The sequence below is a fragment of the Nocardia sp. NPDC049190 genome, assembly GCF_040648115.1.
GTDB lineage: Bacteria > Actinomycetota > Actinomycetes > Mycobacteriales > Mycobacteriaceae > Nocardia.
On the sequence record NZ_JBEZDE010000048.1, the window covers coordinates 15,848 to 39,342 of the forward strand.

21 protein-coding genes and 3 pseudogenes are annotated in these 23,495 nt (G+C 64.3%); 12 read left to right on the forward strand and 12 right to left on the reverse strand.

Annotated elements, in window-relative coordinates; translation table 11 throughout:
- Positions 1 to 3: 3 nt before the first annotated feature.
- The 6 genes from AB0B25_RS28135 to AB0B25_RS28160 all read left to right on the forward strand — a co-directional run bounded on the left by AB0B25_RS28135 (position 4) and on the right by AB0B25_RS28160 (position 6,961).
- Positions 4 to 1,269 carry a protein tyrosine kinase gene (locus AB0B25_RS28135; RefSeq protein WP_357185602.1) on the forward strand — a complete coding sequence of 422 codons (1,266 nt, stop codon included), beginning with the start codon at positions 4 to 6 and terminating at the stop codon, positions 1,267 to 1,269.
- Positions 1,266 to 2,624, forward strand: coding sequence for a glycosyl hydrolase family 28-related protein (locus tag AB0B25_RS28140; RefSeq protein ID WP_357185605.1), 1,359 nt, complete (start codon positions 1,266 to 1,268; stop codon positions 2,622 to 2,624). The genes AB0B25_RS28135 and AB0B25_RS28140 overlap by 4 nt, the downstream gene beginning before the upstream one ends.
- The gene (locus AB0B25_RS28145) at positions 2,621 to 3,955 is read left to right on the forward strand and encodes a GNAT family protein (RefSeq protein ID WP_357185608.1); all 1,335 of its coding nucleotides are present in this window, start codon (positions 2,621 to 2,623) and stop codon (positions 3,953 to 3,955) included. The genes AB0B25_RS28140 and AB0B25_RS28145 overlap by 4 nt, the downstream gene beginning before the upstream one ends.
- Positions 3,956 to 4,150: 195 nt before the next feature.
- Positions 4,151 to 5,518 (forward strand): glutamate-1-semialdehyde 2,1-aminomutase, encoded by a 1,368-nt coding sequence (locus AB0B25_RS28150; RefSeq protein ID WP_357185611.1) that lies wholly within the window; start codon positions 4,151 to 4,153, stop codon positions 5,516 to 5,518.
- Positions 5,515 to 6,609 (forward strand): glycosyltransferase, encoded by a 1,095-nt coding sequence (locus AB0B25_RS28155; RefSeq protein WP_357185614.1) that lies wholly within the window; start codon positions 5,515 to 5,517, stop codon positions 6,607 to 6,609. The genes AB0B25_RS28150 and AB0B25_RS28155 overlap by 4 nt, the downstream gene beginning before the upstream one ends.
- A 160-nt stretch (positions 6,610 to 6,769) precedes the next feature.
- Positions 6,770 to 6,961 (forward strand): hypothetical protein, encoded by a 192-nt coding sequence (locus AB0B25_RS28160; RefSeq protein ID WP_357185616.1) that lies wholly within the window; start codon positions 6,770 to 6,772, stop codon positions 6,959 to 6,961.
- Between the two features lie 68 nt (positions 6,962 to 7,029).
- Here AB0B25_RS28160 and AB0B25_RS28165 read toward each other — a convergent pair.
- The 4 genes and pseudogenes from AB0B25_RS28165 to AB0B25_RS28180 form a co-directional block, all read right to left on the reverse strand.
- Positions 7,030 to 7,176: pseudogene (locus AB0B25_RS28165) on the reverse strand (ATP-binding protein); the annotation flags it as partial.
- 252 nt (positions 7,177 to 7,428) lie between these two features.
- Positions 7,429 to 9,564, reverse strand: coding sequence for a hypothetical protein (locus AB0B25_RS28170; RefSeq protein ID WP_357185619.1), 2,136 nt, complete (start codon positions 9,562 to 9,564; stop codon positions 7,429 to 7,431).
- Positions 9,565 to 9,704: 140 nt separating this feature from the next.
- A complete protein-coding gene (locus AB0B25_RS28175) occupies positions 9,705 to 10,472 on the reverse strand; it encodes an AMP-binding protein (protein WP_357185622.1) in 768 nt (255 codons plus the stop codon).
- 582 nt (positions 10,473 to 11,054) lie between these two features.
- On the reverse strand, positions 11,055 to 11,591 hold the full coding sequence (locus AB0B25_RS28180) for a nuclear transport factor 2 family protein (protein WP_357185625.1): 537 nt from the start codon (positions 11,589 to 11,591) through the stop codon (positions 11,055 to 11,057).
- A 125-nt stretch (positions 11,592 to 11,716) separates the two neighbouring features.
- Between AB0B25_RS28180 and AB0B25_RS28185 the strand changes: the two genes are divergently transcribed.
- The 3 genes from AB0B25_RS28185 (at position 11,717) to AB0B25_RS28195 (ending at position 14,284) form a co-directional block, all read left to right on the forward strand.
- Positions 11,717 to 12,610 (forward strand): LysR family transcriptional regulator, encoded by an 894-nt coding sequence (locus AB0B25_RS28185; RefSeq protein ID WP_357185628.1) that lies wholly within the window; start codon positions 11,717 to 11,719, stop codon positions 12,608 to 12,610.
- Positions 12,611 to 13,199: 589 nt separating this feature from the next.
- Complete coding sequence (locus AB0B25_RS28190) at positions 13,200 to 13,871, forward strand: hypothetical protein (protein WP_357185631.1); 672 nt, start codon at positions 13,200 to 13,202, stop codon at positions 13,869 to 13,871.
- Positions 13,868 to 14,284 carry a hypothetical protein gene (locus tag AB0B25_RS28195; protein ID WP_357185633.1) on the forward strand — a complete coding sequence of 139 codons (417 nt, stop codon included), beginning with the start codon at positions 13,868 to 13,870 and terminating at the stop codon, positions 14,282 to 14,284. The genes AB0B25_RS28190 and AB0B25_RS28195 overlap by 4 nt, the downstream gene beginning before the upstream one ends.
- Positions 14,285 to 14,497: 213 nt before the next feature.
- Here AB0B25_RS28195 and AB0B25_RS28200 read toward each other — a convergent pair whose 3' ends face one another.
- On the reverse strand, positions 14,498 to 15,139 hold the full coding sequence (locus AB0B25_RS28200) for a TetR/AcrR family transcriptional regulator (RefSeq protein ID WP_357185635.1): 642 nt from the start codon (positions 15,137 to 15,139) through the stop codon (positions 14,498 to 14,500).
- A 117-nt stretch (positions 15,140 to 15,256) separates the two neighbouring features.
- Between AB0B25_RS28200 and AB0B25_RS28205 the strand changes: the two genes are divergently transcribed.
- Positions 15,257 to 15,814 (forward strand): dihydrofolate reductase family protein, encoded by a 558-nt coding sequence (locus tag AB0B25_RS28205; RefSeq protein WP_357185638.1) that lies wholly within the window; start codon positions 15,257 to 15,259, stop codon positions 15,812 to 15,814.
- 715 nt (positions 15,815 to 16,529) lie between these two features.
- Here the strand turns inward: AB0B25_RS28205 and AB0B25_RS28210 are convergent.
- Both AB0B25_RS28210 and AB0B25_RS28215 read right to left on the reverse strand, forming a co-directional pair.
- Positions 16,530 to 16,657 (reverse strand): annotated as a pseudogene (locus AB0B25_RS28210) (IMP dehydrogenase); the annotation flags it as partial.
- Entirely contained in the window at positions 16,642 to 16,848 is a 207-nt protein-coding gene (locus AB0B25_RS28215; protein WP_357185668.1) for a hypothetical protein, read from the reverse strand. The gene AB0B25_RS28215 and the pseudogene AB0B25_RS28210, both read right to left, overlap by 16 nt.
- Before the next feature lie 225 nt (positions 16,849 to 17,073).
- On the opposite strand from AB0B25_RS28215, the gene AB0B25_RS28220 reads away from it, so the two are divergent.
- Complete coding sequence (locus tag AB0B25_RS28220) at positions 17,074 to 17,235, forward strand: hypothetical protein (protein WP_357185641.1); 162 nt, start codon at positions 17,074 to 17,076, stop codon at positions 17,233 to 17,235.
- Positions 17,236 to 17,706: 471 nt separating this feature from the next.
- On the opposite strand, the gene AB0B25_RS28225 is transcribed toward AB0B25_RS28220, so the two are convergent.
- The 3 genes from AB0B25_RS28225 to AB0B25_RS28235 form a co-directional block, all read right to left on the reverse strand.
- Positions 17,707 to 18,948 carry a cytochrome P450 gene (locus AB0B25_RS28225; protein ID WP_357185643.1) on the reverse strand — a complete coding sequence of 414 codons (1,242 nt, stop codon included), beginning with the start codon at positions 18,946 to 18,948 and terminating at the stop codon, positions 17,707 to 17,709.
- 554 nt (positions 18,949 to 19,502) lie between these two features.
- On the reverse strand, positions 19,503 to 20,351 hold the full coding sequence (locus AB0B25_RS28230) for a phytanoyl-CoA dioxygenase family protein (protein ID WP_357185646.1): 849 nt from the start codon (positions 20,349 to 20,351) through the stop codon (positions 19,503 to 19,505).
- A gap of 96 nt (positions 20,352 to 20,447) precedes the next feature.
- Positions 20,448 to 20,660: a hypothetical protein gene (locus AB0B25_RS28235; RefSeq protein WP_357185649.1), complete on the reverse strand. Its 213-nt coding sequence runs from the start codon at positions 20,658 to 20,660 to the stop codon at positions 20,448 to 20,450.
- Between the two features lie 274 nt (positions 20,661 to 20,934).
- Here AB0B25_RS28235 and AB0B25_RS28240 point away from each other — a divergent pair.
- Positions 20,935 to 21,271, forward strand: a pseudogene (locus AB0B25_RS28240) (Tn3 family transposase); the annotation flags it as partial.
- Positions 21,272 to 21,451: 180 nt separating this feature from the next.
- On the opposite strand, the gene AB0B25_RS28245 reads toward AB0B25_RS28240, so the two are convergent.
- Both AB0B25_RS28245 and AB0B25_RS28250 read right to left on the reverse strand, forming a co-directional pair.
- The gene (locus tag AB0B25_RS28245; protein ID WP_357185652.1) at positions 21,452 to 21,670 is read right to left on the reverse strand and encodes a hypothetical protein; all 219 of its coding nucleotides are present in this window, start codon (positions 21,668 to 21,670) and stop codon (positions 21,452 to 21,454) included.
- Positions 21,671 to 22,267: 597 nt separating this feature from the next.
- A partial coding sequence (locus AB0B25_RS28250; RefSeq protein WP_357185655.1) for a LuxR C-terminal-related transcriptional regulator occupies positions 22,268 to 23,495 on the reverse strand: 1,228 nt, incomplete at its 5' end.

Here is a 23,495-nt window from a genome sequence, read left to right on the forward strand (position 1 = left end):
TTCATGGGTTTGATCGATATCTGGCACATCGTCCGGCGGCGGTGGGTGCTGATCGCCGCCATCGCGCTGGCCGGCACGGTGGCCGGCGTCTGGTACGGCTCGTCCCGCGTCATGACGTACGTGGCCAGCAGCACCATGTACGTCTCGATGGCCACCGGCACCTCGGTCAACGACTCCTACCAGGGTGGCCTGGCGGCCCAGCAGCGCGTGCGGTCCTATCTCGAACTGGCCACCAGCGCCGCGGTCGCGGAGCGGGTCGTCCACGACCAAGGGCTGACGGAATCGCCGGATGAGTTCCGCAGCCGGATCACCGCCTCGTCGCCGCCCGCCTCCACGATCCTGGAGATCGCGGTCTCCGCGCCCACCGCGCAGCAGGCGCGTGATTTCACCGACGTCACGGTCGCCCAGTTCCGGGCTCTGGTCGACAGTCTCGAGTCGATCGAAACAGGCGCTGCTCCCGCCGCCCGCGTCTCGGTCGTCGACCGTGCCCGACTACCGGCCGCTCCGGCAGGCCCCGGCACGAGCCGATTCGTCGCCATGGGCCTGTTCGGTGGACTGCTGTTAGGTTTCGCAGCCGCATTTCTGCGTGAACGCACCGACCGGCGTGTTCGCACCAGTAGCACCCTCGCCGATATCGCGCCGGTCCCGGTGGTCGCCGCCTTCGACCACGGAGAATCCCCCTCCGGGGCGGCCCGGCGACTGCGTAATCACCTGCGGGGTGCCCAGACCATCGAATGCACCAGCGTCACCGACCGATCACAATCGAAGGTGGCGCACACCTTGGCGCTGGCCTTCGCCGATGCCGGCCATCCGGTGATCCTCGTCGACGCTGACACCTCCGGCGGGGGAAGCTCCGGCACGATGCCCGGTTCAGGCCTCACGACGCTGTTGCGCGGCGGCGTACCGCTGGACCGGGCGATCATCGAGGACTGGGGCGGGACCGGGGTCGCGGTGCTGCCGATCGGGCAAATCGAGCCGGACACCTCCGACCTGATCGCCTCGGAACACTTCGCCCATCTCATCGCCGATCTGCGCAAGCGCTATCACCGGGTGGTCATCGAGACCGCACCGGTCAGTTGCGCCCCCGACGCGGTCGCCGTGGCGCCGTTGTCCGATGCCATCCTCGCCATCGCCGATCTCGGCAAACTCACCGAACCGCAGCTGCGTACCGCTCTGACCGGGTTCGGCGCGTCCGGGCCGACCGGCATGGTCGGCTACCACGTGCCCGGATCGGCGGCGGACCGACTGGTGGGATGGTTGAGGGTATGAGCGACGACATTCTCCGGCGGCGCCGCTTGCTCGCCGCGACTTTGGGTGTGGCAGCTGTACTTCCGATCACCGCCGCCTGCACCACAGCCGAGCCGGACGACCCGGAGTTCCGGTCCGCCACTACCGATGCGCCAGCGGCACGTAACGTCCGGGACTTCGGAGCCGTCGGAGACGGTATCGCCGACGACACCAAGGCTTTGGCCGCAGCCGTGGCCAAGGACCCGGACCGGCCGCTGGTGCTCTACCTGCCCGCCGGGCACTACCGGGTCGAGTCGATGCCCGATCTGCCGGACTACGCCACGATTCTCGGTGACGGCGCCGACATCACCACGATCGTCTACCCGGGCGACGGCACTCTGGTGCGGCTACGCAAGCGCAGCCGGGTCCGTTTCGCCCGGCTGGGGATCTACACCACAGGTCCCGGCTCGACGGCGGTCGACCTGTCGGATTGCTTCCGTTGCTCCTTCGACGCGGTGGTACTGCGCGGCAACCACCTCAGCGACAACCATCCGCGGTACCTGACCCAGCGCGGCGTCGTGTTGCGCGACAACACCGGCGGCACCGCCTTCATCAACTGCGACATCAACAATTTCGGGATCGGACTGACCACATCCTGTATCCAGAACTACGTCACCTCCTCGAAGTTCACCAGTAATCACACCGGAGTCCTCGGCACCGGAAACGACCACAACGCCGGGCTCGCACTCACCAACGTCGAATTCGTCTCCGACCAGAACCCGCTCACCACCGACCGGCACCTGCGGGTCGACGGCGCCGCCAACGACTGGTGGCTGACCAACGTGTGGTTCGAAGGAGCCGACGTCGCCGTGTCGGTCGGCGAAAACGGGCGCGGCGGTCCCGCGCAGTTCGGCATGGTCAACGCGAAGGTCGCGGCCCGTTCGGTCGGGCTCGAACTGAACCATTGCCGTCAGCCGTATCTGGCGAACGTGATCTTCGACGCGGAGTCGCGGCCGCCGGGCATCCCGGTGCGGGTGGATCCGGCCGGCTGTCCGGAAGGCACTGCGGTCGGATTGATCTCGGGAATCACCGACGACATTCCCGTCGAGACGTTTCCGGCCGGCTGGAACGTCATCGGCCGCAAGGGCATGCGCACTCCGCGGCTCACCGGCACCGTGGTGTCCCAAGCGGGGCCGCAGGGCGCGGACGTGTTCCAGGCGCAGAGCAGCGACGGCGCCGTCCGCGCCGCGGTGACCGCCGATGGAACCTGGGTCTGCGAGCACGCCGACAACGGCACAGTGCTCAAGGCGCCCGACGGCGGCTACTGGCGGCTCACCGTCTCCGACGACGGGAAGCTGGGCACGGTAGCGCTCGGCAGGAAGCGTCCCGGCGGATGACCCGGCGACAGCACCGCCGCATCGAAGCGCAGCCGACCCTCACCGGTCCCCTCGGGACGGCGGTGCGATTGCGCCCGCCGCGCTTCGACGACTTCGCCGAGTGGCGGCGGATCCGGCTCCGCGACCGCGCGATCATGGAGCCCTACTGGGTCAGCTCGGAGCAGGACTGGCCCGACCGCCACACCGCCCGCCACTGGGTGCGGGAATGCCTCGACACTCGGGCCGAGGCACGCGCCGGGCGGCGGATGAGTATGGTCATCGAGGTGGCCGGTCGGTTCGCCGGACAGATCGAACTGGCCTCGATCGACGCGGCGGCAGGCAGCGCCGAACTCGGCATCTGGATCGGCTCCGCCGTCGCGCGCGGCGGTATCGGCGCCCTTGCCCTGACCATGATGACGGACTTCGGGTTCGACAGTCTCGGCCTCACGCGAATCACCGCACCGATAGCACCCGGCAACATCGCCGCGGCCAAGACCGCGACCACGGCGGGCCTGCGGTACGAGGCCCGGATGAGCACCTATTTCGATGCCGGTGGCGTACGTCGCGACCACGAACTGTGGGCGGTGACCCGCGCCGATCGGCCCGACCGCGGGTTCACCGCCGTCTACCTGGCCCGGCAACGCCTCCACCCGGTGACGGTGCAACTGCCCGCCGCGCCCGCCGTCCCGAACGGGCCGCCCCGCGTGTGTATCGCAGCCGTGCGTCTGCGATACCAGCTATCCCGATTGCGCCGGGTGTTCAGGTGGTTGCAGGGCAGCGCCGCCGTCGCCCTCGCCGACTCCGATGACCGCGGCGGGGTGCTGGTGCGGTCACGCCGTGTCTCCGACTTCCGGCAGCGCCGCGCGGCCCGTCTCCGCAACCGTGCGACGCTGGCATGTGATCCGACCATGTCACCCGCCGCGTGGCTGCGCCGACATTCCCTACGCCACTGGCTGGCCGAACTCGCCGAGGCCAGGGCAGGCCTGCGTTCTGGACCAGGGCTGACGCTGACGATCCTCGACGACGGCCGCGTCGTTGGGGAAGCCCGGCTGCACGGGCTGGACATGTTCGATCGCAACATCCGGCTCAGCGTCTGGACTGACGCGTCGGCTCGCCCGGAAACCCGCGCAAGCGTGCTCCGCCTGCTGGTGCGCCATGCGACCGAACGCCTCGGAATTCTTCGCATTGCCATCGCGATCCCCGTATCCGACGTCGTCGCCGCGGCTGCGGTCGCCGCGGCCGGGTTCACCGAGGAGGGGCGGATGCGCGGGCACCTCGATGTCTTCGGACCCCGTGGCGATCACGACCTCTGGGCGTACAGTCATCCGGCCGGCACGGCTGCCCCTGGATGACGCGCCGGTCCGTGGGGAGCCGGTCCTGTGAGTTTCGGCGACCGAGTGCGCCCCGACGCACGATCACAAAGCTTCCGGCCGGTCCCGCGACCTCTTCGACGCCGCAGCGTATCCCTCGTCCGACACTCCGCCGGCACCGCTCTGCTGTACCGGCTTCCCGCCGGCATCCTGCCCTCATCGCATACGGAGCACCAGATGGCACTGCATCCCGACCTCCCACCGCACCACGGGTTTGCCCGCAGCAATGCGCTGCAACGTCGGCTGCACGAGCTGGTGCCAGGCGGCGCTCACACCTACGCCCGCGGAGCCGATCAGTACCCCGAGCAGATGGCGCCGATATTGGTGCGCGGCAACGGATGCCGAGTCTGGGATGCCGACGGCAACCAGTACGTCGAATACGGGATGGGCCTGCGTTCGGTCACCCTCGGCCATGCCTGTGCACCGGTTCTCGACGCCGTGACCACCGCGATCGCCGACGGAGTGAACTTCAGCAGGCCGACCGAGCTGGAACTGCTTGCGGCCGAGGACTTCCTGGACCTGGTTCCCGGTGCGGACATGGTCAAGTTCGCCAAGAACGGCTCTGATGCCACCACCGCCGCCGTCCGGCTGGCCCGGGCCGTGTCCGGTCGCCAGCGGATCGCCGTCTGCGAGCAGCCGTTTTTCTCGGTCGACGACTGGTTCATCGCGACGACACCGATGTCGGCAGGCATTCCCGCTCATGTCGGCGCCGAAACCGTCCGGTTCCCCTACAACGACGTCGACGCCCTCACCGCGGTCCTGGCGGGCGACACCGTGGCCGCGGTGGTCATGGAGGCGGCCACCGCGACCGCGGAACCCGAGCCCGGCTTCCTCCAAGCCGTGCGCGCCCTGTGCGATCGGCACGGCACCCTGCTGGTGTTCGACGAGATGATCACCGGATTTCGCTGGGCCGCCGGCGGCGCACAGTCCGTCTACGGCGTGACTCCCGACCTGTCCTGCTGGGGCAAGGCCATGGGCAACGGATTCCCCATATCGGCGCTCGCCGGACGACGCGAGTACCTGGAACGGGGCGGCCTGCGCACCGCCGCCGACCGCGTGTTTCTGCTGTCTACCACGCACGGGCCGGAAACCAGCGGGTTGGCGGCGTTCCGCGCGGTCGCCGCGGCCTACCGGACCGGCGATCCGATCGCCCGAATGGAAGCGGCCGGCGCCGCGCTAGCGACCGGGTTCACCGCGCTGGCAACCGAACTCGGCATCGGTGACCACCTCCGGGTCCGCGGTCGCTCCTCCTGCCTGATCTTCGAAACCCTCGATTCCCACGGAAACCCATGCCAGGCATTCCGCACATTGTTTCTGCAAGAACTGCTCCAACGCGGAGTACTCGGGCAATCCTTCGTCACCTCGGCGGCACACGACCACGACGCGATCGCCGCCACCCTGTCGGCTTGCGCGGCCGCGGCCCAGGTGTACCGGACCGCCCTGGAACGCGGCACCGTCGACGGACTGCTGCGCGGACGATCGGTCGCTCCCGCAATTCGCCGCACCGCCGCACCGCGGCAGATCGAAACGAGTACATCTCGATGACCGCACCTCGCATCGCCATCGTCCACGAACGGTTCACCGAATTCGGCGGATCCGAAGCCGTCGTGGGCGAGTTCGCCCGTACCTGGCCAGGCGCGGACATCTATGCCCCGATCGTCACGCCGGACGGAATCGTCCCGCCCGTCCGGCATGTCCACGACACTTGGCTCTCGCGCGCCCACACAGTGACCCGCGGTCGGCACGCCCCTCTGCTGCCGTTCGTCCCCCGTTCCCTGCGTCGTATGCCGTTGCGGGGCTATGACGCCGTGGTCGTCAGCCACCACTCGTTCGCCACTCAGGCCGCATTGGCCACCGACGCGCCCGTAATCGCCTATGTCCACAGCCCCGCGCGATGGGCCTGGGATCGAGAGTTTCGCATCCGCGAAGCCGGCGGACGGGCCGGCCAGTTCGCCCTCGGCGCCCTGGGCGCACTGGCCCGTCACACCGAACTGCGAGCCGCGCCCCGCCTGACTCGGGTGATCGCCAACTCGACCGCCGTCGCCGACCGGATCCGCGACTGGTGGGGCCTGACCGCCACCGTGATCAATCCTCCCGTGGATGTCGGCTGTTTCACCCCCGATCCCACACGTGCCCGGGAGGACTTCTTTCTCTGCGCCGGTCGCCTCGTTCCCTACAAACGCGCCGATCTCGCCATACGAGCCGCGCAACTCGCCGGCGTTCGGCTGGTCGTGCTGGGCGGCGGGCGCTTCCGGCCTCAGCTCGAAGCGCTCGCCGGACCCGAGACAACTTTTCTGGGCGCCACCTCTACCGACATGCTGCGCGAGATGTACCAACGCTGCCGAGCCCTACTCATGCCCGGCGTGGAAGACTTCGGCATCGTCCCGGTCGAAGCCATGGCTTGCGGTACCCCGGTGATCGCCATCGGCGCCGGCGGCGCGCTCGACACGGTACGACCGGGCGCGACCGGCGAACACATCGCTCCTGGCGCCGATCCGGACGTCGTCACCCGCCTGGCAGCGGCAATGGCCTACTTCGACGCTGCCGACTACGACCCGCACATCATCCGCGCCCATGCGGAAACGTTCGCACCGCCCGCATTTCGGGCACGGATGGCCGCATGCGTCGATCAGTAATCGGCCGCACATCGAATTGCCGAACGCTGTTTGCTCGGCGAAGGGTGACATGCCTGGCCGCATGGTCGAGCGCGTCTGCGCCATGACCTCGTCGACCCGGTCGTACAACGGCTGCCGTTATGCATCGCAAGTTCCCCGAGCTGGGAACGGATGCAGCGGCGTGGCAACCACGATGGACTTCCTCGACCCCGACGGCGGGGTCCGTGTGCTGGTCAGGTTGGCGACCGGCAGGTTGTGCGAGATGACGCGGGACGCGCGGTATCGGTGGCGGCCTACTATCGCTGCGCGCAAGACCGATCCATCACCGTCCGGGCGGGTGCCGCGGGGGCGGCGAGTGCCGGTGACGTTCTGAACGGTGCTCACAGAGATCCACGCCTCCTCGCCGAGTTGACGGTCGCAATGACCGGGCGGTTCTGCCGATCAATCCGATTCCGTCCGATTGCCGGGGTTGCCGAGTCGTGGTTTCTCTCGTTGTCGGTAGGACTCGCCCTCGACGACGAGTTCGTAGGCGGCAGATTGCAGCCGGTCTATCGCTGACTGTGCCAGGAGCGGGTCGGCCATCATGGTTGGCCTGTTGGCTTCACCCCGGGCTTGCTGGGCCTGATTCTGTGCCCGATCGGCTTCACTTTGATCCTGCTGAGCCTGATTCTGCGCCTGCGTTGCCTGCCGACGTCCTGCTGGGCCCTGCTGGTTGGCTTGGTTGGCCTCGTTCTGCGCAGTCTGGGCATACGCGCGAGCGCTCTGGACTTCTTGCCGCATCTCCTCCAACCCAATCGCAACGTCTCCAGGCTCTGGATGTCCTGCCGGGTCGGTTCCGGGTCATGGTGGAGGTGGCGCATTCCAGGGGGTCCTGTTGACGTCGGCTGCCCAAAGGTCAGTGTATTGGGCGGCGCTGATCGCGGCTTGGGCCGCCTTCAACCGGGCGGAATCGGTCGGCGCCTGCATCAGGTGTTCAACGGCCTCGACGGATCTTCTGGCATGCTCGGTCCCGATGTATGCCATCATGCGGCCGCCGCTTGCGAGTTGATCGCCCGTACCTTCGGTCGCCAATTTTCTTATATCTTGTATCTTTTTCATCGTGGGATCGTTGAGATAAGTGTGAACGCGGGCCCGCTCCCCAGCCGTGAGGCCGTGAATAACTTGTTCTCCGTTGGCTTCTCGAAATTTCAGCGCAAACTCGTGGAGTGTTGCGCGACTGGCCGGCGAGAATCTCTCGGTTTCAGCCAGTCTCAACGCCGTGACAAGTCTGCCGACGGGCTTGGACAGGAGGGTTTCGTCTTCGGCGTCGCGCAGAACTCTCGAATGGAGCCTGATGGCTGTGTAGATCTGATCTCTGTCAGTGAACTTGGCAGCCCGGAGTGCGCCACTGGCGCTGCCGAGGCTGCCGCCCATATCGAGCACGCCTTGAACCGCGGCGGCGGCACCTCGGACAGTGCCGAGGCCCCCTCGTTGTCTCGCCGCGTCGGCCGCACCCACCCTGATCTGCTCCCGCTCCCTGAGCATCGCCAGTTCTGATCGGTACCTCAGCCGCGAGTCGGGGTCGAACGGCGATTTGCGTCTCAGCACCTGGGCCACGATCGGGCTCGAATTCAGGGTGCTCACTGTGGCGAGGTTGGCGAGTAGTGCAGCGGGCAGGGAGTTTTTGGCCCCTCCCGAGCCGATTCCCGGACCCCCTCCCCCATCTCCGGACCCGGATCCGGATCCAGACGGACCCTGCAACGCCGAGGCGATTCGGTTGGCTGCCCAAGTGCTGCCGCTGTCCAGGCTGCCGGCCAGGCGTCGAAGCTGGATGATAGCGCCGAGCATCACTATCCCGACGAGGACGAATACTGTCATGACCTGATTTTCAGCCTGCTCGAAGAGGTCGCCCAGGAATAGGCAGTACATACCGAGAAACACAATGTAGGCAGCCATCCGCCCGGCAGATACCAAAATATCGACAATATCGCGGACCAGGGCCGTCTGCGTGGGCCCATAGATGAACCCGCCCGCGGCGAATCCGAGAATCGCCCTAAAGGCGTGATAGATGGAGTTCAACGCGCTCCATACGATCATGCAACCCAGATAGGTCCCGAAGAGCAAGAAGATGGTCCCGAAAATCAACAGCAACAGGCCCGTGGCGACCTGGCCGAAACCGGGATCATTGGCTTTGGCGTAAGCGGCGAAATCCCCGCAGGCTTTCATTGCCTCCACGACCCGCGCATTCTCACCCGTTTGGACTGCCGCAGACCAGGCCGCGCGGCATCGTGGCGAGCCATCCACCACCTTACCGAAATTCAATACCTGCACGGGGCCCCGCACTAGTTTTTCGGCGAGGGTTCCCTGGATATCCGACACCACGGTGCGGGGATTCGGGTCGGAGTCGCCGTTGAGTCCCGCGGCGATCGAGACGCCGACGTCGCGGCCTTGGGCCAAAAGGCCATGCGAGGAAAGCACATCGGCCAGCGGATCCGCCAGATATGTCGGTCCGAGTACCGCCACGCCTACCATGGTTGCCACCTGTATCGCCGCTTTGGCGTGATGTCCACGCACCACGAACCAGGCGACAAAGAACGCGCCGACCGCTGCCGCTGCCGCCAACACCATGGGCGTGGCCACCTGATCGACCAGCCGGTTGACGATCCCGGTCAATGCTGGGCCGAATGCGTCGAGCCATAGAAAGGTCAGCGCATAGCTGATAACCCAGAGTGCAAGCACCGCGATCGCCATGTATCCCGCGAACTCGATACCGATCACCAATGCCACCACCGTTTTGTACGGGTCCAGCACATTGCCGTGGTTGGTCGCGACCATGTAGTCGGCCAAGGAGACTCCCGAGGTATCCCGGATATCCATCCAACTTAGCCCGTCGAGTGTGGCTGTTCCCGCCGCACCCGTGCCGTTCTGCGCGGTGGCGACTGCCCCGACGATGCCCGGGATCATCAGCAGGACAACGGCGACGATCAGAAACCACACGGTTCTGCGTCGTCGGGGTGTGGCGTCGATCCAATTATTACACCGTCGTACCACCGCCCGTGGTTGCCACCGGGCGGGATCCCAGAACATCGACGCCGCCGCGGACCGCGGTCGACGATCGCCGGATTCGATATTCGTCTTCATCGGAGATCGCCGATCCGGTCGGGAAGAAGGCACGGCGGCTGTGGGAACAGCAGCGCTGTCATGCGGCCAGGGCTGCAGACGACTGACCCGGAGCAAGTCTTGGGCGAATGTAATTCATTGTGCTGCACAGTGTGCGCACGGCTGCTGAGCCGGCTCCGTTGCGGGGCGCGAATGCGTTGCAGACCGTCCTCGAAGCGTCCGAGTGGAACCGGAGTGTCGTCATCCGGCAGTTCGCCGATCCACTGGCACGTGATGGTGTTGGTCTCGGTGGGCCCGTAGATGTCGGCGATCCGCGTTGCCGCACCGAGCGTTTCGCGCAGTCGCCGCAGCTGTGCGGTCGGGAACGGCTCGCCGGCGTACATGATCTGACGCAGCGGCGGCGCGACTTCCGCGAGCCCGCCGCGGTTCATCAGCGCGATGAACGTCGACGGCGTCGTATAGAGAACCGTGGCCCCCTCTCTCACCAACACCCACAGCAGCGGCGACACGGGCCGCTCCGATCTGCTGATCTCGTGTGGCGAGCGCAGGTGAACGGTAGAGACGCACCTGGTCAGGAGCTTCCACGAGCTCAGCGCGAGTGGGTCGACCACGATGTAGCGGCTGACCGCATTCGCGGGCACGGCCAAATGGGTGGAACCGGCTCCTCCCACGACAATCATGGAGTACTCGCCCGGAATAGCGAGGCCGGTGACGACGTCCACCACGACGGCGGTCTCCTCAGCCATGAACTCGCTTGCGCGGGCCAACGCTTCGATTTCGACCATCCGACGAAAGTCATCCTCGCCCACCACGGACGGTTCGCCGATTCGCTCCGCAACCGCGGAAGCGAACGTTCCATCCTGGACGGATGGTTTTTGAACAGAACCATACACTATGCGACCAAACAATTGTAGCCCATTCCGGTCAAATTACGTGAACCGGGATCCTTATATCCCCATGGAGAGCGATATGCAGGGCACCCCGTGGGAGGCTCCAAAAAGCTTGCACCGGCGGCAGCATTGAGGGACTGGATTACCGTTTCACACTCAGCTTCTGGAAGATCCATGTCTTTCTCTTGGGATGCAGCCCATAACTAAATATTTAGCGGTGGCTATAACAGTGAATCTCGACATCGCTTTATCGGCGAACCACAACATCGGTCAGACGGATCGGTATCAGCAATAGCGTGTCGGCCGAATCCTCTGATGCTTCGGGTTTCCATGGCGCATCACGCTCGTTCAACAGGTATCCATAGCTCGCAGGTCGCGGCGCTGGAGTCGTCCGGACGCTCGAGGACCGCAACGATCGCAGGACCTGGTCATCACACGTGAATCGGCTGTCCGGCGTCACTGAAGGCACCAGTCGATTCAGGCGGGTTGGAAGGGGATCTGGTTGTATACCTGCGAGAAGAACTCATCTGCCGCGTGCTGATCTGCGGCGAAGTTGACTGCTTCCGCGATCTTTCCCTCGTGAATGCGAAAGGCTAACGCCCACAGGATATCCAGTCCTTCCGGTTTCGTGCTCCAGCCTCTGTGCAGGTCCAGTACCCAGCCCCTGTCCGCAGCAAGGGAGATAGGTTCTGCCCGGAACCCCGCCTTGCCGAGCTCAGCAAAGAAGGCCAAGACTTCGTCTGCGCCGACCTTGACACCGGATAACGGGTGACGGCCCGGGATCATCCAGCGGATGTCCTCGGCGAAGTACTCGCGTAGCTTGGCTGGGTCGCCAGCGGCATAGGCGGTGTAGTAGTCCTGAATCAGGCGGACGTGCGGATGAACCGAGTTCGGTTCGACATTCGTCGTCGAACAGGCGAGCAGGGGCCCGGCAACACCGACCGCCGCGATCGCTCCGAAGCCGCGCAGTATCTCTGCGCGGGACGTACCTGACTGGTGTGTGGGGCTGCTCATACCCCGAACGTACGGTTGGTCAGCGGAAGTAGTCCAATACTTGCCACGATTACATTCGGTTATAGGACGAGGACGAAAACTGCCTGTACTCTCCCCGACATAGTTCGCCCGAAAGGTTTTCATCCGTGGACGTCGACACTCGCGTCCTGCGCTATTTCGTCGCAGTGGCCGAGCACCTCAGCTTTACCATCGCCGCCGAAACTCTCTTCATTTCCCAACCCGCCCTGAGCCGACAGATCCGCCGACTCGAGGCCGACCTGCGAACCCCGCTGTTCGAACGCAATAGTCGAGAAGTCCGGCTCAGTCCCGCCGGCGCCGCCATGTTGCCTGCTGCACGTCAACTTCTTGCGGACTGGCAGAACGCTGAACGCACCGCTCTTGGGATCGCCGCGGTTCGATCTCGTATTCTGCGAATTGGATTCGAAGCATCGGGTGCGGGCGTGTTGGGTACCAAGGCGTACGCGGCAATGGGAGTGCGCCATCCCGAGGTGACCATAGAACCGAAATGTTTCGCTTGGGGCGGGGAGGTTGCGGCCCTGCGCGACGGCTTGGTCGACGTCGCGTTCATCTGGTTGCCCGCCGACACCGCCGGCGTGAATACCGAAGTCGTGGCTGTCGAACCCCGCGTGGTGGGAATGGCGAGCACCCACGCGCTGGCCGAACTGCAGGCCGTGGGAATAGCCGACCTGAGTAACGAGCCTCTGATGTGGACCAGCAAGGCACCAAGGAACTGGGTGGACTGGTGGGCAGTGAACCCCCGTCCGGACGGGTCGGAGCCGGTTTGGGGACCGCAGAACGACAACGTCGAGGAGATGCTCGAGCAGGTCGCCGCCGGCGTGGCGACATGCATCAGTCCGCAGTCGATGGCGAGCTACTACGCCCGACCGGATCTGGTATGGCGCCCGATCACAGATATCACGCCGCTGCACATCGCCATCGGATGGATGGCGGACGAACGCAATCCAATGATCGCCGCGTTCGTAGAGATAGTGCGCGAACTGTCCGAACTGTATGATTAGGGGGCGAGGAGTGAATCCGCACGATCCGGCGCTGGCACGACCGTTGTCTTTCGTTATGTTGTAATCGGTTCGTTGGCGTCGGGTTCGCGGTTCGGTGTCGATGCCACCAGTAGGACCGGCGTGGGTGAGTTCATGAACCGCTTAAGCTATTACCTAGTGGGGCTTGGACCCGATGTGCAACAGTCCACGTCGGACTCCACTTTTCGTACCCTCCCTGCGTACTGAGCGCGAACTCGGGTGACTCACGGTAGGTATTTCCCCCCTACCGCTCAGGTCGAGGACTTGGCACGATCGCATCCGAACCAAGACTGGCCGATCGACAAAAGAGGGGGATGCCCCGAGGCGCGCTAGTTGCTATGCCGTACACCGACGCCGATTCTTGACGCGAGTCATGTGGCTGCGCCTGCATTCACGCCGTGAGGGCCTGCGTCGACTCCTACAGGCGTAAAGGGGGTAGCCGGTGACGAGGCTGGCACGAGAACTTCTCTTGAACATTGCCGGTAAGTTGCACGTCGGGTTGCCGAGAGGGGCCAGCTACCTCGCCGGCAGCTACAGAGGTCGGCCCATAGGAGCGGAGGCAATCAGGGGTGTGAGTCGCGACTACATCGAGGTCGATGCGTCGCGCGCTGAACTGCCGAAACGCACTCCCGACAGCAGGGCCTCCGAAATCACTGACGCTCCAACCGCACCGCGGTCCGGAATCCACCCCAACGGTCCGAGCTCGCTCGACGTACCGGGATCCGCTGCTGACAAGCCTGTCAGCGATCGCCAGGAACCGCTCTCCGCTCTTTCGCCATTCCTCCAGAAAATCTACCAAGATTGGAGTCGTGCACGACCCGCTGGCCGTGTCTTCGCAACAGATTTGGATTTGATTCTTGGCAGTATGCTGGTGCCGCCGATGCCAGGTTATTACACTGCCTTCGTACATGGTAGTAGAACTTCCGTACATATCGGTTCTATGATCCTGCCACCGGAGCTATGTGCCGAACTGATAAAAGCGGATCCGAAGTGGAATGGCAAGCCGATACGATTGGCATCTTGCCAAACGGGCAAGGACGCGCCGTCGGCCTTCTCGATTTTCCCGTTCGCGCAGGAACTTGCCGAAGAACTGCAGGTCAGGGTGAGGGCTCCGAGTGACAGCCTATGGATATTTTCGAAGGGTGAACTCGTTGTGTCGAGTAAAGAAGTCGACGCCAGTGGAAACGTGCTTCCGCGGCGCCCTCCGGACGGAGAATGGCACGAATTCACCCCACGATCATGAAAGGATTCGACATGCGCATGGCAGCACTGTTCGAGAGCGTCGATTCGTCGGGCGCACCGCAGATTCCGCTGAGTCGACCCATAATTACCGACCCCAGAGAGCGCCGTAGGATACTGATGTTCCTGGCGGGGGGTGAACTGGTCGTGACAACTGGATACACCGTGGACCAGTTGGATCCCGTGCGAGGAGAAGTTGTTCCAGGGTCGATTGTCACCGATGGTGAGTGGATCTGGTCCCGCGCTTGCGCGTACTACCTCGCCGAACACGGAGTGGCGCCGGAAGTAGAATTTTTGAACTACATCAGAAGCAGACGCTACGTCCCGTCCACGCCCGACCGGAAAAGCCTGGCGCTAGCAGAGCAGCTATTAATCGGCGTAACCCAGCTGCCAACTCTCTTAACAACGGATCAGTAACAGGGTGTCATCTCACGTGGACCAACCGGCGGGGGTCACATCAAACCGCATCGGCCGGATCCGGTGGCTCAAATGCTGGCAGGTCGGCCGTGGAGGTGTTCGGGGATGCGCGACACGCTCGATTCGCTGTCATCAGGAACGCGATATCGAAAGTACCGCAACGTATTCGGTGCCTCGACCTGAAAGACCAGGTCAAACGCAAATCGGCTTCGATCACCGCGCTGTCGATTGCCGCGCCGTTTCGGACGCCTCGGTGGTTTGTCCACGCCTGGGCGTTAGTGACGCGAGTGCCACGTGGACGACGTCGTCGAGCCGGTGTGGATCAGGTTCTGCGCGGGCGACGATGTGTAGGCCTTGCACGAGGGTGACAAGAAGGCGGGCCTGTGCCCCACAATCAATGTCCGCAGAGACCTCGCCGGCCTGCTGCGCGCCGGCCAAGGCCTGCTCTAGCGCGCCCTCCAACGCGCCGAACGCATCACTGATCACCCGGCGAGCAGCCTCATCGACCGGAAGTAGCTCGGCGGCTGTGTTGCCGAGCATGCAACCGCGGCCGGGCATCCCACTCGCCGCCGCCAAGACGCTGGCCAGAAGCTCGCCTATGCGCGGCAACACTGGACCGTCCGCCAGGATTGACGCGGCGACCTCGCGGGTGTCATCGGCGTAGTGCTCCAACGCACGTAGGAACAATGCATGCTTGTCGCCGAAAGCGCCGTAGAGGCTTCCCGGCAACACGCCGAGCTCTTCCTTGAGCTCCCGCAGAGACGTCGCGGCGTAGCCCCGCCGCCAGAAGACATCCTTGGCACCCTTCACGACTTGGTCATCGTCGAAGGAGCGCGGCCGACCGGTTCGAGGCATAGCCACACCCTACGACTTCTTGACACCGCGTTCAATAAATCGTAAGTTCATCCCAACTTATTGTTCGGACGTTCAAGAAATCCGGACGCGCGAGGCCTCGGAACCGACGGAGATCTGATGAGACGACTCTTTATGCACGTCAACGTGTCCCTGGACGGCTACATCTGCGACGCGGCCGGTGACATCGACTGGCACTTCTCGGACGAGGAGTTCCAGCGTTACCTGGACCACCTGCTTGAATCCATCGACGGAATGCTTTTCGGCCGAGTGGCCTTCGAGCAGCTCGCGGACTACTGGCCTACCGCCGGGGCCGAAGTCTCGCCGATCCAGGTGCGCAAGATGCACGAACTGCCCAAGTACGTCCTCTCCAGGACACTAGAGCACACCAACTGGCACAATTCCCATCTGCTTGGTAACGACCTCGCCACCGCGATAGCCCAGCTAAAACAGAGCGCCGGACGCGACCTCGCACTCTTTGCCGGTGCCCGTGCCGCCACGACCGCTGTTGAGCTGGGCGTCCTCGACGAGATTCGACTCATCGTCAATCCGGTGCTGCTCGGCGGCGGCACCCGCCTATTCGGTGACACGTACCCGAAGGCTGAACTGCGTCTGACGCGCACGCACCAGTTTGCCTCCGGCGCTGTGCTTCTCTCCTACGAAACAGCCTCACGATGATCGTCGCAGGCCACCTTCGCTTCGCGACTGCCGAGCGTGATCGCCACCTTGTCTGCTCGCGCGAGGCCATCCACTGTGCCCCACCCTCTCGGACACCACGACTTTGTCGTTGATCCGCTCGACGCCGAGTGGAGCGATGTCAACGAGCGCTGGACCAATCGCGCGATCAATCAAGCCTTTCGCGGAGGCGGCCCTGGCTCGGTGCGTCATCTCCGGGGGAGGTTGTTCACAGCGAGAGGAAAAGAACAGTGTCGCGGTCGCGGCCGACGACAGTTTCGGGTCCTGGACGAAAACGTTCACCGAGCCTGCGGCTCTTCGCGGCGATCGTCGATCGTTGAACCGAGAATGTGTCCTGGATTGCTCCACTCTGTGTCCGAATGTCGAGAGGAAGCTGAGAGCTTGTCGGAGCCATGGGAGTTCTGAATGGGTCTGCAGACGCGTCGACTGTTTCCGAAGCGAATTTGTGGCAATCATTGCGGATCGGAAAGGAAAGTGATGGGCGGCAGGCTGCCGAAACCGGTGGGCACCTTCGGGGTGCGCTGACGATGCCCGCAACCGGTTGGCGGAGGCCGTGCGCGACTTTCGTAAGCGCCTCGGTCGGGACCGAATCACGCGCAATACCAGGCTGATCGACCTCGCGGCCGAGCTACTCGCCGACCTCGAAGGCTGCGATGCATATACCGTCTTGACTGCACACTACGAGGCTGGTCGCCAACCACAGGTCCGACCCACACGCGCAAGTCGCGGAGACCCGGATGTGCGCGTCCGTCGAATGCACGACTTCCGGGTCCTCGCGATGCTCACTCGGATGTCACCGGGCGCATACATCACAACACCACGCAGAGATCTGAAATCCCTTCTTTCAAGTCCATGCTGCCACGCAGCACGGCACCGAAACCATAACCTGTAACAAATTCCATGGGCGAGAGTTTCAGATCGCGTAGATTCAGCCCGGCGCGACTGATCGACTGGGTGTGGCAGAGTGGCAGCGTGACCGATCGTGTGGATGTTGATTCGACCGAGGTGCACGCCATAGCTGGCTGGATACCTCGGCGCGCCCGCATCGCCGACGGCGAACAGCGGCAAGCCAACACAGCGTCAACCGCCCATCGTTTCGCCTCCATGGGCCGGGTTCACCAACGATGAGTTGCTGCTCGTGCACTCGCTGTTTCGTTGCCCCGCATCGGATGGCGCTGGAGTCACGCTCGAGGTCGGCGCTGCGCCCGCCGACGACGAGCGTGCGGCCTGCGCGATTTGTCGTGCTGGGTACCCAGGTGATCGAGCAGCCACTGGACATGAACGTCGATCTATTGGTGACCGATTCGGCGCCGATGGATCTGTTGCTTCAGCGGATCGGGCGCCGGTACCGGTACCGGTACCGGAGAGAGCAGCGTCCGGCGCTGGCTGACGCACCGCGGTGAGGTTGAACGTGTGCGTTTCATTTCACCTCCGCCGCCGACGATCTTGCTTGCGCAAGCACTCGAGGCCGTCAACCAGCCGCAGTTCACTGATGCCCGCCGCCGGGTCAAAGCCCCGCGTCCACAAACGGTCTGCGCCAGGGTCTTGTATCTCGAAACCTTGGTTCAAGACAGATGTCTGAGTCAGGGTGAGTACGGGGGAGAATATCCGCGTGCCGACGAGGCGGCGGGAGGTGATGGTCTGCCAGCGCGAACGTGCCGCGATTGGTGAGTTTGGGAAACTCGGATGCCAAGCGTTTCAGATGCGCGGCAGCACCCCTGATTGGTCCGAACATGCTGGTCTGAACGTCTCGCAGCGACCTAACATCACACTCCGCGACTGGCCGACAGAGCGGTGCCGACCGGCGTTCTGATCGGCAAGCCGACTGCGCGGAATTGTTGTTGGAACGGCGAGGCAGGGCGGTCCACCAGCGCTCAGGCAATGTGCAGCGGAGGGGACTTCGGAAAAACAACCGGTAGCGAAGCAAGGGCGCGGTGGAAGGGGCCGGGCCGCCACGTCAATTCCTCGGCGGGGATAGCGAGGCGTATTTCGGCCAGTGCATCGAGCAACTGATCGATGGCGTCTTGCACCACCAGGTACGCCACCGATCGAGCGGGACAGGCATGGACTCCGACACTCCACGACAGATGTGATCGGTTGACAGTCTGGTTGTCCGCCGTGATTGCAGGATCGTTGTTGCACGCAGCCATGCTGATGACGACCGGTTGGTTCGCAGGTAGCCAGATGTTTTCGATCAGGATGGGCTGCCTGGGAAAAGAGACGCAGAAGTTATGCATTGGCGGGTCGATGAACAGCGCCTCGTCCAGTGCGTCACGGGTCGACAAGCTGCCTCCGATCAGGTCGCCCGCGAATCGGTCGTCGGTGAGCATGATCCGAAGCGTGTTGATGATCAGATTCTGCTGATGTTCGATTCCGGCGCCGTAGAAGGTAAGCAGCTGATGAATCATCTCCATATCGTCAAGACCGGCCGGGTGCTGGAGCAGTCGTGTGGTGATGTCGTCGGCGGGTTCGGCGCGTTTAAGTCTAATGAGGTCGAACATCGCCTGCGCGAGTTCGGCGTTCGCCTGGTCCGCGTGTTCACCGTCGAGTATCGAGTGTATGGCCTGTGCGGCGCGTTGGCCGATCTCGCGCGGACAGCCGAGCAGGGCGTTGACCACATCGAAAGTGAGTGGGTATGCGTACTGTTCGATCAGCTCGGCGGTGCCGGCTTCGCAGAAGGAGTTGATCAGCGGGATAGCGATCCGCTCGACCGTGCCGTGCAGCGCAAACAAGTCGACCTTATCCAGGCCGGCGACCGTGGCCTGCCGATAGCGGAGATGTTCGACGCCCGCAGTGCGCACCGCGCAGGGACGCCACTCCAGCATTGGTCGAACCGGGCAGTCGGCGGGTATGTCCTGCTGCCAGATGCGTGAATCAGCCGGGAAATGGTCGGGATCGTTGAGGATGCGCAGGGCGGTGCGGTAGCCGACGACGAGGGTTCCGGGCACGCCGGGTGCCAGGTCGACCGGCACCAGCGAGCCGTATTGGTCGCGCATTTGCCGGTACGCGCGGTGAGGGTCGGCGGCGAACTCCTCGGTGTACAGCGGTACCCGAGGACCGTCTGTGTCGATGGGGGTGTGCCCAGCGGTACGGGTGGGATGCTGCGGCGCAGTCACAGGTGAATCTCCGGTTCGACAGATTGAGGATTCGATGAACGCCCGCGCTGAGCTCCGCTTCGGTATCGGATACTCGGAACTCGACAGGACAGAGCGCCTGGCACCAACAGCCATGAATCGGCGGTCGCCCATGCTTCTCGGCTGTGTTCATCGTCCATTGACACCCGCAGCATACTCGAACCCATCAGCCGCCCTTACCTTTTCATGTGCATCCCTGGCGTTCCGAGGTCCATCAGCGTGTGCAAGAACAACTATCGGTCGCGCCTGCATGATCCAAGGGACGGCCTTGGCCACCCTTCCTCCAAGCCGTACAGCAGGAAGCTCAGCGGATCGACAGTACCGGCGACTACAACCGCACCTCTCGGCAGACGCCGCGGGCACGAATGTCACCAACTGGATCTGGAAGATGTTCGTCGAACGCGAGAGATCGAGGACACCGACCGAAGTCTCGAACTTCGCCTGCTCTCCACGTCGACGGACTGGTCGAGATGGCACTCGATATGCTCCATGGCCTGGTGCCGTCGCTCCAGCATGCCCGACCTCCCTCCCCTTCCTCACGGCCACTTTGCCAGCGATGGTCGTGAAACACGTCTACCGGCGCCGCGGTCGGTGCCGTCCCCGTCCGGACCGGGGGTGTTCTGTCCCAGGCCCCGGCGGATCGCTATCTCCACGGGTGAGTACGCGCCGTCGGCCCGCTCCAGTTCGTACGGTGCGGCCGGCATCAGCGGCGGCTGCGCCATAAAGCGCGGCCGCACCCCATGGTGCGGTTGCGCCGCGTGCACCAGGAACGGATGGCATAGGAAGACGTCGCCCGGAGACCCGATGGCAAGGGCGAGTGGCCGGTGGTCGGACGCCGCCACCAGATCGGGGGCGAGGGTCAGCCCGCTCGCCCCGTCCTCGCCGTACTTCTCCAGCACCTTCGGCACGTCGAGGTGCGAGCCGACCCGGATCCGTGTCGGGGCGTCTTCCTCACCGACCTCGCTGAACAAAAACAGCATCAGCAGCGCCCGGCCCCGGGAGCGCAGATTCGTGAAGTACCAGCTCTCGCCCTCCGGCAGATAGCTCCCCTCGATGTGCCAGCCCGCGTCGTCCGGCTCCTCCCCGTGCGGGAAGCGCAGCGGGAACGTGCCCAGCGAGTAGCGCGGCTCCCAGCGTCCCGCGCCGACGAGCAGGTCGTACGCGCGCTGCAGCGATGGGGAGTTGGGTGCGGCGGCGAACGGCCCCTGCGCCATTCCCCCCACCCAGTGGACGGGCCGCGTCCACGTCGACGGGTCGTCCGGGTCGCAGCCCGTCTCTCGCCACAGCAGCCGCGCGCAGTCCGCGGCCACCCGCGGCGCGACAGCGCCCTCCAGCTTCACAAAGCCGTCGCGAAGGAAACGGGATACCAAGATCGTGTCATCCATGCCCCCATCGTGCAGCGACACCGGCCCCGGTCACCCGACATTCTCAGCGCCGCCTTTGTCGGGTGATCACCGGAGCGCGGTCAGGCGGCACCCCGGTCACCCCGACATTCTCCGCACCGCCCTCAGATCACCCAGCCACTCATCGACCTGCGCCGACGTCCAATGCCACGGGTAGGCATCGGCGTATCGTATGAACGCTTGCAGCACCTTCTCACGGCTGCCGATCGTCGAGAACGCCAGAGTCCTCGCCAACTGCTGATTCCGCCAACCGTCGAGCATCGCGGCGAAGACCTGTTCCTCGGGCTGCAACAGATTTGGCGTTCGTCGCGCAGCAGGGTCGCGGGGGCGAGTGTGCGTCTGGGCCTGGCGGTGATTCTGTGCAGTCTGCCGTGGCTGGGGTTCGTCCCAGACAAGGTCACTGCCGCGCCGCCGGTTGCGGCGACACGGTTGGCCGAGCAAAAGTGGATACGGCGCATCCCCGTTCGTACGGCCGCCGTGCGCAGACGCGCAGCGAGTATGTGCGCCTGGCGCTCAGTATCTGGGCTGGCGGCCAACTGGGGTGATGAGCTGAAGGAGCTGGATAAGTTCCTGTTCCTATCTGCGGCAATTCACTCCGGCGGTGCTGTCATCGGTGCGGTTCGCCGGCGGCGCCGCGACCACCGAGTTGCTGATCGCGGTGAACATGCTGCGCGAGCTCAACGCCACCGGCGCCCGAAAGGTCTTCGACGACGCTTCGACCGGGTTCGTGCCCACTAAATGGCGCGGCTACCTCGACGAAGCCTGTGAGTCTGGTCGTCACCGCCTACCGCCACCACTGGGAGCTGTGCGTGCTACTGGGCCTGCGGGACGGCCTGCGCGGCGGCGATGTGTACGTGCCGGGCTCACGCCGCTACGCCGACCCGGCCGCCTACCTGCTCACACCCGAGCAGATCTGCGACTGAATCTGGATACAGGTGAACCGGATCGGCACCGAATATCGGCTGGTACGCACGTAGTTCTATGCGTACCGGTCCATTTGTGGTGTAACCAGCGGTCGGTGGTCGCTCGGCGGACCGAACCAAAGCCGGTCCCCAACCCGTGACAGTTCGGACCAATGCCGATCAGGGATTCAGGTAGAGGCGCTCATTGGGTAGACGTGGATAGTCGCGGGTGTCGTCAGAGATCACTGCGACATGTCTCGGATAGCGGCGGTAATGACAATCTTGAACGAACAACAAAGCTGCAGTGACGCAAGCCGTGAAATCGAAACGTGCGTTACTGATCTGCACGGTCAGGTGCACGTCCGCCTCCTCGGGATGCGGAGAGGTCTTGTCATTCATGTCCAGCTCCGTTCCCGTTAGATGCTGAACAGAAGTATCTGGGTGTCAATTACGGAGAGATTGAGCGAGTATCTATTCATCAAGTTAGTTCCTTACGTCTCCCGAATAAGTTTCGCCATTCTACAAAGGAATTTAGAGGGCCTGCGCCGCAGCGCCGCAGCGCCGAGAGGAGAAACTGCGGGGCCCGCGACCCCTAGTCCGTTCTGATGGTGCACGCTAGGCGCAAAGATCCCGTGATGTGTATTGTCTTGACTTCGGGTGATGTTGCGAGTTCGAATCGATCGTTACATAGCCACGGGCGTGCCGGGTATGGGGGAAACGCCTACTTTGCGCAGCTCGTGGGAATATGTCAGCAGCGCGTGGGAAGCCCTTGGGATAAGGTGGTCTACCTGGATTCGGGCGACCAGAGGTTTGTGTGATCCCGCCGGAGTCGGGTGCCGAGTAGCGGCTGCCGAGAATTTCCTGTAATTCGTGATGCCGGGCCGGCGTCAGATATACGACCCCCACCGAAGCCCTTAGCGCGGGGTGTTCCGATGAATCGTCCCGAACACGCGGTCTGTCCACGCCACGCATACGCGTGGGTCGGCGGCGGATCTGTCACAGTGGTGTGGTGTTCCGCCGGTTCAGCGTTGCTGCCACTCCGGCACGGGAGGAAACCCCCAGCTTGACGAATATCCGTGCGAGGTGCTTTTCGATGGTCTTCGGGCTGATGAAGAGTTCCGCAGCGATTTCACGGTTCGTATGCCCCCGGGCGACGCGGTCGGCGATGTCGCGCTCGCGTTCGGTCAAGATCGACTGGTGTGTGGGTACGGCGCTGGGTTGGCGGCGCACGCGTCGTCCCAGCGTGCGGAGTTCTTTGGCGGCCTCGTCGCGTAGTCGTCCGGCGCCGGCGTCGTCGAGAATGCCGTGGGCCAGTTCGAGTTCGCGTACCGCAGTCTCGGGCTCGCCGGCCAGCCCGAGACTGCGGCCGGCGACCAGGCGGGAGCGCGCAGCCCATACGCGCATCTCCACTGCCTCGAAGCAATGAACAGCCTTGTAGGCAGACTTCGTGGCTGCCGAGTAGTCGCCCATTGCGAGATGAATACGAGCACGTGCGTAGTGGGCGTTTGCCTCGCGGGAACGCCCATGCGATGTTTCCTCGATGCGCCGAGCGAAGGTCTCGGCCGCGTCGATCCTGCCTGCGGACAGTTCGGCTGTGATCAACACCTGGTCCCAGAACGGGTTCGCTCCTGGGGGAAAATCGGCGAATTCGGATCCGCCGAGGGACACGATTTCCTGGCGACCTCGTTCGGTTTCGCCGGATTCGATGAGTGCTTCGCCGTAGCAGGCGTGTGCCATCCATGCGAAGAGTGCGTCCGGCTGGCGCTCGGCAGCCCGTACCGCTGCACGACCGGCGGCCAGCGCTGTCTGTAGATCACCCCTCGCGGTCTCGATCCAGCACCGGAGAGCTTCCGCCGTCGCGAGCAACTCGTCGTTGTCCAGCAGCACCGTCGCTTCGACAGCCGTCTCGACCGCAGATCTGGCATCGTTCAGCTGTCCGAGGAACAGCTTCGACGAGGCGGCACCGATAGCGAAGCGACCGAAGGCGTATCCGTGGCCGGTGGTACGGCTGACGCGCAGCCCGCGTTCGGCATGACGACCGGCCGCGCGAAAGCGGTCGTTGGTCATCTCCGCGTAGACCAGGTCCGCTAGTGCCTCGAGCAGTACAGGAGTGAGGTCGATATCGTGTTTGTCCATGCCGTCGGCGGCCAGGTCGATCAGTTCCTGCCCGGCGTCGAGGGTGCCTTGGTAGCTGGCGAACCAGGCGAGGGTCGCGGTCGCGGCC